This window comes from Cupriavidus pauculus, from assembly GCF_008801835.1.
GTDB classification, from domain to species: Bacteria; Pseudomonadota; Gammaproteobacteria; order Burkholderiales; family Burkholderiaceae; genus Cupriavidus; species Cupriavidus pauculus.
This window is the reverse complement of the sequence record NZ_VZOW01000005.1, coordinates 77,718-92,144: the sequence shown is the minus strand read 5'-3', so window position 1 is coordinate 92,144 and position 14,427 is coordinate 77,718. Positions and strand designations below refer to the sequence as shown.

The window sequence follows — 14,427 nt, the reverse complement described above, 5'->3', positions numbered from 1 at the left end:
GGCTTTGCGCCGCGCACTGGTGGACAGGATCTTGCGTCCTGCCTCGGGGGTTCCAGTGTGCTCCGGTGCGGCGTAGTGCTAGGAGGGCGCTATTGTGAAGGAAAACCGCGCCGGTCGCAGAACCGTCCCAAATGCCCCTTTGCGGCAGTCTTGTATGCGCACGTATCCATCGCTGCGATGCATCGCGTCGATGCCTGCCGGTGATCGCGCCGGTCTCATGTGGGAAACACCACAGAGCCCGGGGGCGTGCGAAATGTGACCGCTCTATGCTGAATTCATGCGGCGCCGCCCGCAACGCATGTGTGAATCACAGCCCCGGGGCGTCGCGCGAATCGTGTGTGGGAGGGGATATGTCCCTGTGTAGGGTGTTGCTGATCACCGCCATCGGCATGGTCTGGACGCTACCCGCGTCCGCGGCGGGATGCCAATATGACATGCAGTGCAAGGGCGACCGCATCTGCCAGTCGGGCCAGTGCACGGCGCCCGACGCCGAAGAGGCCGGCGATGCCGCATCGCAGCCCAAGGCGGTTCCCACCATCCGGCTTTCGCCCCCGCCCGCCAGCCTGCCGCGCAGTTGCTGCACCGTTGCGGGCAAGTTGCGGCTCGCGCCACCGCAGTCCGGCGACGGGCCGTTGGCGTTGGGCGACAGCTGCCAGGGCATCTCCAATAGCGGCAAGCCCGTCCCGGGTACGGCGTGCAATTAGTGCGCACGCAGCGCAAAGGCGATTGCCGTTGGAGCCGCGGCGTCAGACCGACGCCGCGATGAAGTCCCGCAGCCATCGATGCGCGGGATCGCGGTGGCTGCGCTCGTGCCACAGCATCGACATCTCGTAGCCCGGCACATCGACCGGCGCCTCCACTACCTGCAGCGCGGCGTTGTCGCGCACCAGCCGCTCCGGCAGCATCGCCACCAGGTCGCTGCCGGCCAGCACCGCGGCCACATACAGGAAATGCGGCACCGATAGCACCACGCGCCGGGACGCGCCCGCGGTGGCCAGTGCTTCGTCGGTGACGCCGAAGAATCCACCGCCATCGGGCGACACCATCACGTGTTCCAGCGAGCAGAACTGCGCCAGGGTCGGCTTGCGCCGGAGTTTCGGGTGTCCCGCGCGGCCGACCAACACGTAGCGCTCGGTGAACAGCGCCTTGCGATGTAATGTCTGCGGCGAGTCGTGGGTGGTGTGGAATGCCAGATCGATATCGCCCTGTTCCGCCTGGCGCGCGACCCGCGCGGGCGCCATTTCGAGCACGGCCACGCGGGTGCCCGGCGCGGCCTGACGCAGGCCCGGTAGTGCGGGCAGCAGCACGGTCGATTCGCTGTAGTCGGTGGCCGCGATGCGCCAGGTGTTGGCAGCGGACGTCGGATCGAACGGCGCCTCCGGTGCAACTGCCTGTTCCAGCGCGGCCAACGCCTCGCGCAGCGGTTCGCGCAAGGCCTCGGCGCGCGCTGTGGGCCGCATCCCGCGGGGGCCCGGCAACAGCAGCGGATCGTCGAAGATCTCGCGCAGGCGCGCCAGGTGCACGCTGACGGACGGCTGCGAATAATGCAGCCGCTCCGCTGCGCGCGTCACATTGTGCTCGGACAGCAGCACATCGAGCGTCACCAGCAGGTTCAGATCGAGCCGCCGCAAATTAGTCATGGCAATACCTGAAATATTGGAAATTCATTTCCAATATACCTTGGCCGACCCTACGCTGCTGTCATCTACCGATCACTGGATGACTGTCATGAATGTACTGATTGTTTACGCCCACCCCGAGCCGACCTCGCTGAACGGGTCGCTCAAGGACTTTGCGGTCCGCCGACTGGAAGCGGCCGGGCATCAGGTGCAGGTGTCGGATCTGTATGGGATGCAATGGAAAGCTTCGCTCGACGCCGCCGACACGCTGGCGCCGCGCTCGGATGCGCCGTTCCATCCGTCGCTCGATTCCAAACACGCGTTCGAAAACGGCCTGCAGGCGCCCGACATCGCGCGGGAGCAGGAAAAGCTGCGTTGGGCCGATGCGCTTGTCCTCCAGTTTCCGCTCTGGTGGTTTTCGATGCCGGCGATCCTCAAGGGCTGGGTCGAGCGCGTCTACGCGTACGGCTTTGCCTACGGCGTGGGCGAGCATTCCGACGTGCGCTGGGGCAACCGCTATGGCGAGGGCACGCTGGCCGGAAAACGGGCGATGCTGGTGGTGACGACCGGCGGCTGGGAATCGCACTACGGCCCGCGTGGCATCAATGGGCCGATCGACGACATCCTGTTCCCGATCCATCACGGCATCCTGTACTACCCGGGCTTTGACGTGCTGCCGCCGTTCCTGGTCTATCGCACCGGCAAGATGGATGTCGAACGTTACGCCGCCACCACGGACGCGCTCGGTGCGCGGCTCGATGAACTGTTCACCGCCGCGCCCATCGCATGGCATCCGCAGAACAGCGGCGCCTATGAGATTCCCGCGCTGACACTGAAGCCGGAAATCTCACCAGGACAGACCGGCTTTGCGGCGCATCTGGCCGACGCGGCCTAGGCCTGGGCGGTGTGGGCTGTGCGCGCCTGCTCGCGGTAGTAGCGTGTGTGCCGATACAGGCCGTAGAGGCTGGTGGCGGTGAAACCAAGCTGCTGGACGAACAGGCCGTAGGTGCCCGTGACCAATGCGAACGCGCTCCAGACGAGATTCGAACACAGGTACGCGACCCATCCCCAACGCGACGCGCGGTTATGCAGGGCGACCAGGAACGATCCGCTCATCGCCAGGGCGCACCCCGACCATTCCAGACCATTGAGCACTTGAGGAAGATGAGCACCAAGCTCCATGGGGTTGTCTCCGTTTTTTTGCGTTCATTTTTTGTATGCAAAGCGGAGAATACCGGCGATCCGGGGTGTCACGCAAGTGGCTGTAACACTGTCGTTTCGAGCCGGGTGAAGGCGCTGACGCAGCGCGGCCTGTCGGAGCCAGGCCCCACAGGCGACGCGGAGATACAATGCCGGCCTGATCGCCACCAGGAACCGCTGCCATGCTGCCGGACCACGACGCCCTTGTGCTGCTTGTCACGCGGGAAATGCCCTTCGGCAAGCACAAGGGCACCCTTATTGCCGATCTGCCGGGCAACTACCTGAACTGGTTTGCAAGGGAAGGGTTTCCGCCCGGAGAGATCGGCCGGCTGCTGGCGTTGATGCATGAACTCGATCACAACGGGCTGTCGGACCTGCTGAAACCGCTACGCGCGAAAACCGCGCGGCAACGCGGCGCGTGAAGGGAACGCGCCGCGCCCGGACAACGCCGGGCCGGCGCGCGTTCGCGCTACTTCACCGCCTGTGCCGGCGTGGGCTGGTTTGCGGTGCCCGGCGGGATCTGGTAGCTCCAGGTTTCGCTGAGCACTCGATCGTTGGCGACCAGCGCCTCGCGCATCTCGACCACCTTGCTCGGATCCTTGACCTTGATGCGCAGCGTCACACGATAACCCTTGGTTACGGGATTCGGCTGCAGCACGTTTTCGATGACCTCGGCGTTATCGCCCACGCTGAACGACGCCCGCACCGGCGTATTGGGCGGCAGGCTGGCCAGCGCGCCGCCTTCGAAATCGATCACAAAGCCGAGGCTGCCGTCCAGATGGCGGATCAGATTGGCCTGCGTGATTTCCCCGGCGGTGCGCAGCGTCTGCTTGACCCACGCCAGGTCCTTGGAAAACACGCCGCGTTCGTCCATCGTCCAGTGAATCGTGTAGTCGGCCTTGATGGGCGTGCCCTTGGGCGGAAGCTCGTCGGGCGTCCAGAACGACACGATGTTGTCGTTGGTCTCGTCCGGCGTGGGAATCTCCACGAGTTCCACCTTGCCCTTGCCCCAATCGCCCTGCGGTTCGATCCACGCGCTGGGCCGCAGATCGTAGCGGTCCTTCAGGTCCTCGTACGACGAAAAATCGCGCCCGCGCTGCATCAGCCCGAAGCCGCGCGGGTTGTTCACCTGGAACAGGCTCAACGCCACGTACTTGGGATTGTTCAGCGGCCGCCATACCCATTCGCCATCGCCGGTATGGATCGACAGCCCGTTGGAATCATGCAGCGCCGGACGGAAGTTGTTGGCATCGCGCATCTGGTTCGGGCCGAACAGGAACATGCTGGTCAATGGCGCAATGCCCAACTTCTTGACCGCGCCGCGCATGAACACGCGCGCCTGCACTTTCAGTACCGCGTCGGCATCGGGATGCAGTTCGAAGCGGTAGGCGCCGGTGGCGTTCTTCGAATCGAGCAATGCGTAGAACACCAGATGCTTGTCCTGCGGCTTGGGACGTTCGATCCAGAATTCGCGGAAGGCCGGGAATTCCTCCGGTTCGGACAAGCCGGTGTTGATGGCCAGCCCGCGCGCCGAAAGCCCGTACACCTGACCCTTGCCGATGACGCGGAAATAGCTCGCGCCCAGCACGCTCATCACCTCATCGAGCTTGTCGGCGCGGTTGATCGGATACATCACGCGAAAACCCGCGTAGCCGAGCTTGTTGGTGGCCGCCTTGTCCAGCTTGAGATCGCCGAAATCGAAGCGGCTGGGCTCGTACTTGATCTCCTGCACGCGACTGTCGACGATCTCGTTGATGCGCACCGGCGAGCTGAACTGCATGCCCTGGTGATAGAAGCCGAGCTTGAAAGGCGTGCCCTGCCCTTTCCACTCGACCTGGTCCATCTTCGGCTGGATCTTGATGTAGTCGGCGAACTGCATCTGCGCAAAAACCGGCGGCAGATTGCTGGCCGGCGCCGCGTAGGGCTGATCGGCAAGCTTTTTCGCGCGTGCGGTCACGTCATCGAGCGAAAAAGCGTGAGCCGGCGCGGCGCCGATCAGGCATCCGGCAAACGCGATGCCGGGCAAGACAAGTTTCATCGTGTTACGAAACGACGCGGCAAAAACGGCGAGCACCAATCCATCTCCTGAAATCACATCGAGAAAACGCCACAAAGCAGCCAGTGTAGCCACCGTAAGGCTGTAAACTTGCGGCGCAGTTCAGAAAAATAACCGATTTCGCCCGACGTGCATGTCAGACACGCGGCGACATCCGTAGCAAGCGCCCTTGCCGCACCATGGCGGAGCGACGATCCGGAAGTCCGCCCATCCGAGACAACAAATAATGCGAATGTTCTCTTTGCTGGCCATCGCGGCCGGCCTTGCCTGCGCGCCAATGTTTGGCAGCGCCGCACCTGCCACAGACGGGGCCGCCACCGGCCCCGCCGCCATCGCGCCGTCACCGGACAAGCGTGCTTTCATCGACGACCTGGTCGGCCGCATGACGCTCGACGAAAAGATCGGCCAGCTGCGGCTCATCAGCATCGGCCCTGAAATGCCGGCCGCCAAGCTGATGGAGGAAATCACGGCCGGCCGCGTGGGCGGCACGTTCAATTCCGTGACGCGCGCCGACAACCGGCCGCTGCAGCAAGCCGCCACGCGCAGCCGGCTGAAGATCCCGATGTTCTTCGCCTACGACGTGGTGCACGGCCATCGCACGGTGTTTCCGATCAGCCTGGCGCTGGCGTCCAGCTGGGACATGGGCGTAGTGGAAAAGGCCGCGCGCATATCCGGCCTGGAAGCCGCGGCCGACGGCCTTGACGCCACCTTCGCGCCGATGGTCGATATCTCGCGCGATCCGCGCTGGGGCCGCACGTCGGAAGGCTTTGGCGAAGATCCGTTCCTGGTATCGCAGTGCGCGCGCGCCAGCGTAAAGGGATTCCAGGGCACGTCGCCCGCCAACGCGGACAGCGTGATGGCCTTCGTCAAGCACTTCGCGCTGTACGGCGCCGTGGAAGGCGGACGCGACTACAACACGGTGGACATGAGCCCGCAGCGCATGTATCAGGATTACCTGCCGCCCTATCGCGCGGGTCTCGAAGCCGGCGCCGGGGGCGTGATGATCGCGCTGAATTCGATCAACGGACAGCCGGCCACGTCCAACAAATGGCTGCTGCGCGACCTGCTGCGCAAGGAATGGGGCTTCAAGGGCGTGACCGTGAGCGACCACGGCGCGATCGACGAACTGCTGCGTCACGGCGTGGCCAGTAACGGCCGCGAGGCGGCACGGCTGGCGATCGAGGCCGGCGTGGACATGAGCATGGCCGACACGCGCTACCTGGAACAGCTGCCGACGCTGGTCAAATCGGGCGCCGTGCCCGTGGCGCTGATCGACGAGGCGGTGCGCGAAGTGCTGGGCGCGAAGTACGACATGGGCCTGTTCCACGACCCGTTCCGGCGCATTGGCGCGGCGGCGCAGGATCCGGCCGACGTCAACGCCGAAAGCCGCCTGCATCGCGCCGAAGCGCGCGAGGCCGCGCGCAAGTCCATGGTGCTGCTGGAAAACCGCAACCAGACGCTGCCGCTGAAGAAGGCGGGCAAGGTGGCTGTGATCGGCCCGTTGGCCGATGCGCCGATCGACATCATGGGCAGTTGGTCGGCCGCTGGCGTGGCCAAGCAATCGGTCACGCTGCTGCAGGGCATGCGCGAGGCGCTCGCCGGCAAGGGCGAGGTGGTGTACGCGCGCGGCGCCAATATCACCGACGACAATCGCGTGGTCGGCTATCTGAATTTCCTGAACTGGGACAACCCGGAAGTGGTGCAGGACAAGCGCTCGTCCGGCGAGATGATCGACGAAGCAGTGCGCGTGGCGCGCGACGCCGACGTGGTGGTGGTGGCGGCCGGCGAGACGCGCGGCATGTCGCACGAGGCGTCCAGCCGGTCCAGCCTTGGCTTGCCTGGCAGCCAGCAAACGCTGCTCAAGGCGCTCAAGAGCACCGGCAAGCCGCTGGTGCTGGTGCTGATGAACGGCCGCCCGCTGACGATCAACTGGGAAAAGGACAACGTCGACGCGATCCTGGAAACCTGGTACGCGGGCACCGAGGGCGGGCGCGCCATCGCCGATCTGCTGTTCGGCGACGAAAATCCTTCCGGCAAGCTGCCGATCACGTTCCCGCGCTCGCTTGGCCAGATCCCGACGTACTACAACGCGCCGCGCATCGGCCGCCCCTTTACGCCCGGCAAGGCGCCGAACTATACGTCGCAGTATTTCGAGGAAGATTACGGCCCGCTCTATCCGTTCGGCTACGGGCTGAGCTACACAACGTTCAGTCTGTCGGAGGTGCGGCTGTCGGACCGCAAGCTCGCGCGGCAGGGCAAGGTGACGGCGAGCGTGACCGTGAAGAACACCGGTGCGCGCGCGGGCGAAACCGTGGTGCAGCTCTATCTGCAGGACGTCACGGCATCGGTGGTGCGTCCCGTGAAGGAGCTCAAGGACTTCCGCAAGGTGATGCTGACGCCCGGAGAATCGCGCACGATCGATTTCCCGATCGACGAGAACATGCTCAAGTTCTACAACGCGAAACTCGAATACGTGGCCGAGCCCGGCGACTTCAATGTGCAGGTGGGGCTGGATTCCGAGGCCGTGAAAACCGCCACATTCACGCTAGAGTGACGCGGCGGCGCCAAGGACCGGAGCGCAGGCGGCAACGTGTCAGCGGTTGCCGTCCAGCAGATCGTTGAGGACTTCGTCAAAGCCCGCCTGGGCGTCCTCCAGCGCCTGCAGGGCGGCATCGAAGGTCTGCAGCGCGATCTTCGACGGCTTGCCGCTGCCTTGCGGCGGATACTGGCTCTGCAGCGCGGCAAACGCCACCTGCACCTGGCGCGTGGCATTGACCACCCGCTCCATCGCCTGTGCTTCTTCCGCGCGTTTCTGTTCGTCGTTCATGCAACAGCCCCCCGGTGGGCGTGGTTCGATATGCGGCATATCGTACAAGAACTCTCCCGGGACATGGCCGGTCAAATGTCGCGTCTTTCAATTTTCGGTTAGGCTGGGCACGATTGCCCGTCCGAGACCATTCTTTCGCCCCCATGTCTTCGTCGTTATTGCGCAGAACGCTGGCCACCACGCTTGTGACCGCTGGCGGCTTCGCCTGCTATTGGACTTACCTGGCCGTCAACCAGGAGCGTCTCTTGTTCGACGCGCGCCGCAGGCCGCCGCGCGACCTGCCGGACGGCGTCGACGCCTATTCCCATCCGGTGCCCGGTGGCCTGTTTCGCGGCTACACGTATCATGCCGATCATGCCGGTGTGGGCGACCTGCTTTTCTACCTGCCCGGGCGCGGCGAGGACGTGCTGGAAACGCTCCAGTTCATGAAATGGCTGCCACGCGGCATGGGTTTCGCCACGTTCGACTACCGCGGCCTGGGCCATTCCGACGGCATGCCGTCCGAGGCCGCCGCCGTGGCCGATGCCAGCCAGTTCCTGCTGCATATCCGCCGCAGTTTTCCCGGCGTGCGCGTGCACGTGGTGGGGCGCTCGCTCGGGACCGGCGTGGCAATCCAGCTGGCCGACCTGCAGGATTTCGAAAGCCTGCAATTGATTACGCCATACGATTCGCTGCTGGAAATCGTGCGCAAGCGCTTTCCGCTGGTGCCGCTGCGGCAGTTGATGCGCCACCACTTCGACTCGATTTCGCACTGCAAGAAGGTGGTGCAGAGCACGAAAGTGCTGTTGGCGCAGACCGACGACGTGGTGCCGCACGAATGCTCGGAGCGGCTGATGGCCGCGTGGCCGGGCCCGGTGGCGGTGCAGACGATTGCCGGCACCGATCACTACACGATCGTCGAGCGGCCCGAAACCTGGCTTGCGCTGTGCGATTTTGCACGACAAGTGCCGCATCATCCGCCTCAGGCCGCGCGCGAGACGCCGCCTGCCGATCTGACCGAAACCGGTGCGCCGCTGCCGCTCTCCGCCGCACGGTAGAATGCGCGCCATGAAAAATCTTGCAGTCAAGGCCGCCGGCGTCACGGCAGCGCTGGCCGCCGCTGGCGTGCTGCTTGCCGGCTTTGCTGCCGTGATCAGCCTGCGGCAGCTTCCTTCCGTCGAGGCCTTGCGCGATTACCGCCCCCAGGTGCCATTGCGCGTTTTCACGCGCGACGACGTGCTGATCGGCGAATTCGGCACTGAGCACCGCGAATTCATCCCGATCGAGCGGATGCCCAAACTGATGTCCGACGCGCTGCTGGCGGCCGAGGACGACCAGTTCTACAACCACGTCGGCGTCGATATCCCTGGACTGATTCGCGCGGCTCTGGCCAATATCGGCGAGGGCTACGCGCAGGGGGCGTCCACCATCACGATGCAGGTGGCGCGCAACTTCTACCTGTCGCGCGAGAAAACGCTGTCGCGCAAGTGGTACGAAATCCTGCTTGCCTTTGAGATCGACCGCTCGCTGCCCAAGGAACGCATCCTTGAGCTGTACATGAACCAGGTCTACCTGGGCGAGCACGCCTATGGCTTCGGCAGCGCCGCGCAGACCTATTTCGGCAAGCCGCTGGCGCAATTGTCGCTGGCGCAGACCGCGATGCTGGCCGGGCTGCCCAAGGCGCCGTCGACCATGAACCCGGTAGTGAACCTGCCGCGCGCCAAGCGTCGGCAGGAATATGTGCTGGGCCGCATGCTGGCGCTGGGCATGATCACGCAGGACCAGTATCGCGAGGCGCGCAATGCGCGCATCGTGGTCAGCCGCGACACCAACGGCCGCTTCGACGGACACGCCGAATACGTGGCCGAACTGGCGCGGCAGCTCGCGCACGATCGTTTTGGCGACGAGGCCTACACGCGGGGCATCAACGTCTATACGACGGTGTCGTTGATGCATCAGGTGCAGGCCTTCGATGCGGTGCAGGCCGGTATCGACCGTTACGGCAAACGGCATGGATCGGCCAAAGGTGCCGTGGCCTTGCCGCAGGCCGCGCTGGTATCGCTCGACGCACGCACGGGCGCGATCGAGGCGATGGTGGGCGGCACCGATTTCGACGCCAACCGATTCAACCACGCCACGCAGGCACAGCGCCAGCCGGGATCGACGTTCAAGCCGTTCATCTACTCGGCCGCGCTCGAACGCGGCATCTCGCCGGGCACGCTGATCAACGACGCGCCGCTCGACAACTCGCCGCGCTGGCAGCCTTCCAACGACGACGGCCGCTTTGTCGGACCGATCTCGGTGCGCCAGGCGCTGGCCGAATCGCGCAACCTGCCGGCCATCCGTACGCTGCAGGCCATCGGCATCCCCTATGCGATCGACTTCGCCGGCAAGTTCGGCTTTTCGACCAAGCGCCTGCCGCCCTACCTGCCGATGGCGCTGGGCACTGGAACCACGTCGCCGCTGCGGCTGGCTGCCGCGTACGGCGTGTTTGCCAACCAGGGACACCGCATCGAACCGTACCTGATCGAAAAAATCACCGATGGCGATGGCAACGTGCTATTCGCCGCCGACACCAGCGAGCCGCCGCGCGTGATTTCCGAACGCAATGCCTTCGTCATGAACAGCCTGCTGCAAAGCGTGGTGGACGAAGGCACCGGCAACGGCGTGAAGCGCTATCTGCGCCGCGACGATGTGGCCGGCAAGACCGGCACTACCAACGATGCCGTCGACGGCTGGTTCGCGGGGTATGCCGGACAGGTGGTCACCGTGGCGTGGATGGGCTTCGACGACAATCGCAGCCTGGGCCGCCATGAGTTTGGCGCCACCACGGCGCTGCCGATCTGGGCGGCCTACATGGAGGGCCGCCTGGCCGGCGTGCCCGATACCGAATTCCGCGCGCCGCCTCAACTGGCAAGACTCAACAATGACTGGGCCTATGCGGAAAACGCCGATGGGACGCACGGCATCGCGGCCTTGGGCTTCCCGCCGCCCGCCGCAGCCGACATCGCGCCCGATGGCGGCGTCCCCGGAGCGCCATCGATGCCTGGCCCGACGCCAGCGGCGCTTGGCATACCGGCACCGGTTGCCCCGCCGCGCCCCGCCGGCAATCCGCTCTGATCGTCCAGATGCCGAGCTACGCCAATCCATTGATCTGGGCCGTCGCCGCGCTGGCCACGGCCGGCGTGCTGTTTCGTCCGTTCCGGCTTGCCGAGCCTTACTGGGCGATGGGCGGCGCGCTGCTGCTCTGCTTGGCCGGCCTGCTGCCGTGGCGCGATGCCATCGACGCCGTAGCGCGCGGCAATGACGTTTATCTGTTCCTGGCCGGCATGATGCTGATTTCCGAGCTGGCTCGCAAAACCGGGCTGTTCGATCATGTGGCGGCGCTGGCCGTGCGCAGTGCAAGGGGCTCCGCCAAACGGCTTTTCGCGCTGGTCTACGGGTTCGGCATCGCCGTCACGGCCTTCATGTCCAACGACGCGACCGCCGTGGTGCTGACGCCGGCCGTACTGGCGGCCACGCGCGCCGCACGCGTCAAGCACCCGCTTCCCTATCTGTACGCCTGCGCCTTCATCGCCAATGCGGCCAGCTTTGTGCTCCCCATTTCGAACCCGGCCAACCTGGTGCTGTTTGGCGAGCGGATGCCGCCGCTTTTGGGCTGGCTGGCGCGCTTCACGTTGCCGTCGGTGGTTGCCATCGCGATGACCTTTGTCGTTCTCTATTGGACGCAACGCGAGGTGCTGGCCGAGCCTATCGCCGACGATGTGGAAGTTCCACCGCTATCGCTGCAGGCCTGGCTGACCACGCTTGGCATTTTCCTCACCGGGGCGGCCTTGCTGACCGCGTCGCTGCTCGGTCGCGACCTGGGCTGGCCCACGTTCATTGGCGGCACCGCGACGTTGATGGCGGTGTGCGCGACGCAACCGCGCCTGCTGCGCCCGGCATTGTCGGAAGTGTCGTGGGGCGTGCTGCCGCTGGTCGCCGGACTGTTCGTGCTGGTCGCAGGGCTGTCGCAGACTGGACTGATCGATCAGTTGGCCCATTGGGTGCGCGAACTGTCGGCGCGCGAGGGTTCGCAAGCGGTGCTCGGCGCGGGCGTGGCCGGCTTGGTGATTGGCGTCGTCAGCAATATCGTCAACAACCTGCCGGCCGGGCTCTTTGCCGCATCGGCACTCGCCGCGGGCCACGCATCCGACACGGTGACGGCGGCCGTGCTGATCGGCGTGGATCTTGGCCCCAATCTGTCGGTAACCGGATCGCTGGCGACACTGCTGTGGTTGACGGCATTGCGCCGCGAAGGCCATGCGGTGAGCGCCGCGACATTCTTGAAGACCGGCGCCATCGTGATGCCGCTGGCCTTGCTGCCGGCGCTGGCGGTCTTGCGCTGAAGCATTGAAAGCGCGAAACGGCGGGCGCCAAAGCGACGCCCGCGGCGTCGAGTTGTGGTGCAATGCCAACTGCCATATAGTGAAGCACCGCGCACCGCGCCCCCTCTTACCGTTCGCCAGCGGCTACACATGTCACACAAGGATCACCTCGACGAGGCCAAGCGCCCCGCTCCCACGCCGGTTGCAGACCGCATCCGCGCCCGTATCGAAGCATCGGGCGAGCGTTTCCATGCCAACGACAACATTGCTCGCCATATCGAGCACGGTGAACTGGACGCGTTGCAGGCCGAAGTCGAAGCCCGCATGGAAGAGGTACTGCGCGCGCTGGTGATCGATGTCGATCAGGACCACAACACACGCGAGACCGCGCGCCGCGTGGCGAAGATGTACCTCAAGGAAATCTTTGCGGGCCGCTACGCCAAGGCGCCAGAAGTCACGGAATTCCCGAATGTCGAGCAGTTGAACGAACTGATGATCGTTGGCCCGATGCGGGTGCGCAGCGCGTGCTCCCACCACCTATGCCCGATCATCGGCAGTCTGTGGGTGGGCGTCATGCCAAATCGCCACTCCAACCTGATCGGGCTGTCGAAATATGTCCGTCTGGCCGAGTGGATCATGTGCCGGCCGCAGATCCAGGAAGAAGCGGTCGCGCAGGTGGCCGACCTGCTGCAGGAAAAGATGAACCCGGATGGGCTGGCCATTGTGATGGAGGCCGAGCACTTCTGCATGCATTGGCGCGGCGTGCGGGACACGGACGCAAAAATGACCAACAGTGTCATGCGCGGATCGTTTCTCAAGGACGACAAGCTGCGCCGAGAATTCCTGACACTGTTGAATCTGAACCGTCGTTAAGGGGCCATGATGCTAGTTCGCCTGCTTTATGCCAGCCGCGCCCGTGAGCCGCTGAGCGCCGATGTGCTCGACGCCATCCTCGACACCAGCCTGGCGCACAATCCGCGTCACGGCATTACCGGCGTGTTATGCCATAGCAACAGCATTTTCCTGCAGGCGCTCGAAGGCAGCCGGGAAGCGGTATCGCGCCTCTATCTCAATATCGGACGCGACGCGCGACATCACGACGTCGTGTTGCTGCATTACGAGGAGATCGCCGAGCGGGCGTTCTCTGGCTGGTCGATGGGACGCGTGAACGCCGACAAGATCAACGCTGCGACGCTGCTCAAGTACTCCGCGCAGGGCGAACTCGATCCCTACCGCATGCCTGGGGCGGCATCCTTGGCGCTGCTAAAGGAGTTGATTGCCGGTGCGTCGATAGTCGGTCGCAGCCAGGAACGTAGCCGTCACTGACCGCGTCGATATGGCGTCGTCGATACCTAAACCGTTACGCCGACACCCGACCGAACAGCCCGCATTCGAGATCGCTTTCAATTTCCTCGACCCACGCGGCGCCCGGGCTGGCGTCATAGACGCTCTCCGCACCCGTGCGCTGACGTCGTACCGTCACTTGGCGCGCGGATGTACCGTTGGTATCCGAGATTTCGAATTCATCGAGCGCGAGGCCAAGATGTTGGAACACGGCCTCGAGTTCCTGTTTTTCGTTGGCGGGGAAATCGGCAAATTGGCGCGTTGGCATGGCACACCTCCATTCCGGGGGTCGTACAGGCGGCCGTGACCGCAACGTGATCCTGCCCGCTGCGCACGGCATCGACAGCATGCCATCATTCGTCGCGCTGTGTGATGCAGTGCGAAATGACCCTGAAGTGCGCGTATATATCGTGGCCCGAAGCTAACACTGGGCCGCCTGCCATAGGTGCGGGTGAAGCGCTAGCGCCACACCACTTCGAATGTGCCGACAGTTTCCACCGTCGATCTACCCCGCACGCGCGCGGCGTCTATCGGCAGCGACGGATCCATTTCCACCGTTGCCGAAAACCGCGTCCCTGTGGCCGGTTGACCATTTTCGACGGGCACGACGACCTGCCCCGGCACGAACTGCACGCTGGCGGCGCTCGAAACCGGCATCATGCCTGCCACGTTGGCCGATCCAAGGTTGACGCTGCGTCCATCAAGTTGCGCATCGATTACGCGCATGACGACCCGGCCTTGCGTACCAAACAGGTAATCGGCGCCAACGGACGGACCACGAAAGCTCACGCCGATTTTTACCGCGCTCACGCAACTCACGTTCAGAATGACTTGGCGCTTGCCCAGAAGCAGATTGTGCGACGCCGGATCTTCCCGGAGCGCATAGCGCGTCACCGCACCATAATCGAGTTCAGGTTCGCTGACGATGATTTGGCAATCTTGCACGGGAGGCGGCTCCGGCGACGGCGCACCGTGCACGGTCGGCACCGGCGCCTGCGCCAGGGCGATGACAGGAAGCAGAAGGCCGCAACAGCA

15 protein-coding genes are annotated in these 14,427 nt (G+C 64.7%); 9 read left to right on the top strand and 6 right to left on the bottom strand.

Features of this window, described 5'->3' with window-relative positions; all coding sequences use genetic code 11:
* The first annotated feature begins 350 nt into the window (after positions 1–350).
* Positions 351–704, top strand: coding sequence for a hypothetical protein (locus F7R19_RS08040; RefSeq protein WP_061958126.1), 354 nt, complete (start codon positions 351–353; stop codon positions 702–704).
* Positions 705–746: 42 nt separating this feature from the next.
* On the opposite strand, the gene F7R19_RS08035 is transcribed toward F7R19_RS08040, so the two are convergent.
* Positions 747–1,640, bottom strand: a complete 894-nt coding sequence (locus tag F7R19_RS08035; protein WP_150979909.1) for a LysR family transcriptional regulator — start codon at positions 1,638–1,640, stop codon at positions 747–749.
* An 88-nt stretch (positions 1,641–1,728) separates the two neighbouring features.
* Here F7R19_RS08035 and F7R19_RS08030 point away from each other — a divergent pair, with 88 nt between their 5' ends.
* Entirely contained in the window at positions 1,729–2,514 is a 786-nt protein-coding gene (locus tag F7R19_RS08030) for an NAD(P)H-dependent oxidoreductase (RefSeq protein WP_150979908.1), read from the top strand.
* On the opposite strand, the gene F7R19_RS08025 is transcribed toward F7R19_RS08030, so the two are convergent.
* Positions 2,511–2,801, bottom strand: coding sequence for a nicotinamide mononucleotide transporter (locus tag F7R19_RS08025; protein WP_061958123.1), 291 nt, complete (start codon positions 2,799–2,801; stop codon positions 2,511–2,513). The genes F7R19_RS08030 and F7R19_RS08025 overlap by 4 nt on opposite strands.
* 200 nt (positions 2,802–3,001) lie before the next feature.
* Between F7R19_RS08025 and F7R19_RS08020 the strand changes: the two genes are divergently transcribed.
* Positions 3,002–3,241, top strand: coding sequence for a DUF3820 family protein (locus F7R19_RS08020; protein WP_150979907.1), 240 nt, complete (start codon positions 3,002–3,004; stop codon positions 3,239–3,241).
* Positions 3,242–3,288: 47 nt separating this feature from the next.
* Here the strand turns inward: F7R19_RS08020 and F7R19_RS08015 are convergent, their stop codons facing one another.
* On the bottom strand, positions 3,289–4,857 hold the full coding sequence (locus F7R19_RS08015; RefSeq protein ID WP_170292578.1) for a glucan biosynthesis protein G: 1,569 nt from the start codon (positions 4,855–4,857) through the stop codon (positions 3,289–3,291).
* Between the two features lie 250 nt (positions 4,858–5,107).
* On the opposite strand from F7R19_RS08015, the gene bglX reads away from it, so the two are divergent.
* Positions 5,108–7,429 (top strand): beta-glucosidase BglX, encoded by a 2,322-nt coding sequence (bglX, locus tag F7R19_RS08010; protein ID WP_150980020.1) that lies wholly within the window; start codon positions 5,108–5,110, stop codon positions 7,427–7,429.
* 39 nt (positions 7,430–7,468) lie between these two features.
* On the opposite strand, the gene F7R19_RS08005 is transcribed toward bglX, so the two are convergent.
* Positions 7,469–7,702 (bottom strand): hypothetical protein, encoded by a 234-nt coding sequence (locus F7R19_RS08005; protein ID WP_061958120.1) that lies wholly within the window; start codon positions 7,700–7,702, stop codon positions 7,469–7,471.
* Positions 7,703–7,845: 143 nt separating this feature from the next.
* Between F7R19_RS08005 and F7R19_RS08000 the strand changes: the two genes are divergently transcribed.
* From F7R19_RS08000 to F7R19_RS07980, 5 genes are all read left to right on the top strand, one after another.
* A complete protein-coding gene (locus F7R19_RS08000; protein ID WP_061958119.1) occupies positions 7,846–8,739 on the top strand; it encodes an alpha/beta hydrolase in 894 nt (297 codons plus the stop codon).
* Positions 8,740–8,749: 10 nt separating this feature from the next.
* Complete coding sequence (locus F7R19_RS07995) at positions 8,750–10,801, top strand: penicillin-binding protein 1A (RefSeq protein WP_170292569.1); 2,052 nt, start codon at positions 8,750–8,752, stop codon at positions 10,799–10,801.
* Between the two features lie 8 nt (positions 10,802–10,809).
* Entirely contained in the window at positions 10,810–12,069 is a 1,260-nt protein-coding gene (locus tag F7R19_RS07990; RefSeq protein ID WP_150979905.1) for an arsenic transporter, read from the top strand.
* A gap of 129 nt (positions 12,070–12,198) precedes the next feature.
* On the top strand, positions 12,199–12,921 hold the full coding sequence (gene folE / locus F7R19_RS07985; protein ID WP_150979904.1) for a GTP cyclohydrolase I: 723 nt from the start codon (positions 12,199–12,201) through the stop codon (positions 12,919–12,921).
* 9 nt (positions 12,922–12,930) lie between these two features.
* Positions 12,931–13,374, top strand: a complete 444-nt coding sequence (locus tag F7R19_RS07980) for a BLUF domain-containing protein (protein WP_061958150.1) — start codon at positions 12,931–12,933, stop codon at positions 13,372–13,374.
* Positions 13,375–13,408: 34 nt separating this feature from the next.
* Here F7R19_RS07980 and F7R19_RS07975 read toward each other — a convergent pair whose 3' ends face one another.
* On the bottom strand, positions 13,409–13,660 hold the full coding sequence (locus F7R19_RS07975) for a hypothetical protein (protein ID WP_061958116.1): 252 nt from the start codon (positions 13,658–13,660) through the stop codon (positions 13,409–13,411).
* Positions 13,661–13,851: 191 nt separating this feature from the next.
* Positions 13,852–14,337, bottom strand: a complete 486-nt coding sequence (locus F7R19_RS07970; protein WP_150979903.1) for a DUF1120 domain-containing protein — start codon at positions 14,335–14,337, stop codon at positions 13,852–13,854.
* Positions 14,338–14,427 lie beyond the last annotated feature (90 nt).

What these genes read in the sequence shown, in the direction of transcription:
- F7R19_RS08040 (WP_061958126.1), top strand. Translation starts at nt 351, where the DNA reads ATGTCCCTGTGTAGGGTGTTGCTGATCACCGCCATCGGCATGGTCTGG.
- F7R19_RS08035 (WP_150979909.1), bottom strand. Translation starts at nt 1,640, where the DNA reads ATGACTAATTTGCGGCGGCTCGATCTGAACCTGCTGGTGACGCTCGAT.
- F7R19_RS08030 (WP_150979908.1), top strand. Translation starts at nt 1,729, where the DNA reads ATGAATGTACTGATTGTTTACGCCCACCCCGAGCCGACCTCGCTGAAC.
- F7R19_RS08025 (WP_061958123.1), bottom strand. Translation starts at nt 2,801, where the DNA reads ATGGAGCTTGGTGCTCATCTTCCTCAAGTGCTCAATGGTCTGGAATGG.
- F7R19_RS08020 (WP_150979907.1), top strand. Translation starts at nt 3,002, where the DNA reads ATGCTGCCGGACCACGACGCCCTTGTGCTGCTTGTCACGCGGGAAATG.
- F7R19_RS08015 (WP_170292578.1), bottom strand. Translation starts at nt 4,857, where the DNA reads ATGAAACTTGTCTTGCCCGGCATCGCGTTTGCCGGATGCCTGATCGGC.
- bglX (WP_150980020.1), top strand. Translation starts at nt 5,108, where the DNA reads ATGTTCTCTTTGCTGGCCATCGCGGCCGGCCTTGCCTGCGCGCCAATG.
- F7R19_RS08005 (WP_061958120.1), bottom strand. Translation starts at nt 7,702, where the DNA reads ATGAACGACGAACAGAAACGCGCGGAAGAAGCACAGGCGATGGAGCGG.
- F7R19_RS08000 (WP_061958119.1), top strand. Translation starts at nt 7,846, where the DNA reads ATGTCTTCGTCGTTATTGCGCAGAACGCTGGCCACCACGCTTGTGACC.
- F7R19_RS07995 (WP_170292569.1), top strand. Translation starts at nt 8,750, where the DNA reads ATGAAAAATCTTGCAGTCAAGGCCGCCGGCGTCACGGCAGCGCTGGCC.
- F7R19_RS07990 (WP_150979905.1), top strand. Translation starts at nt 10,810, where the DNA reads ATGCCGAGCTACGCCAATCCATTGATCTGGGCCGTCGCCGCGCTGGCC.
- folE (WP_150979904.1), top strand. Translation starts at nt 12,199, where the DNA reads ATGTCACACAAGGATCACCTCGACGAGGCCAAGCGCCCCGCTCCCACG.
- F7R19_RS07980 (WP_061958150.1), top strand. Translation starts at nt 12,931, where the DNA reads ATGCTAGTTCGCCTGCTTTATGCCAGCCGCGCCCGTGAGCCGCTGAGC.
- F7R19_RS07975 (WP_061958116.1), bottom strand. Translation starts at nt 13,660, where the DNA reads ATGCCAACGCGCCAATTTGCCGATTTCCCCGCCAACGAAAAACAGGAA.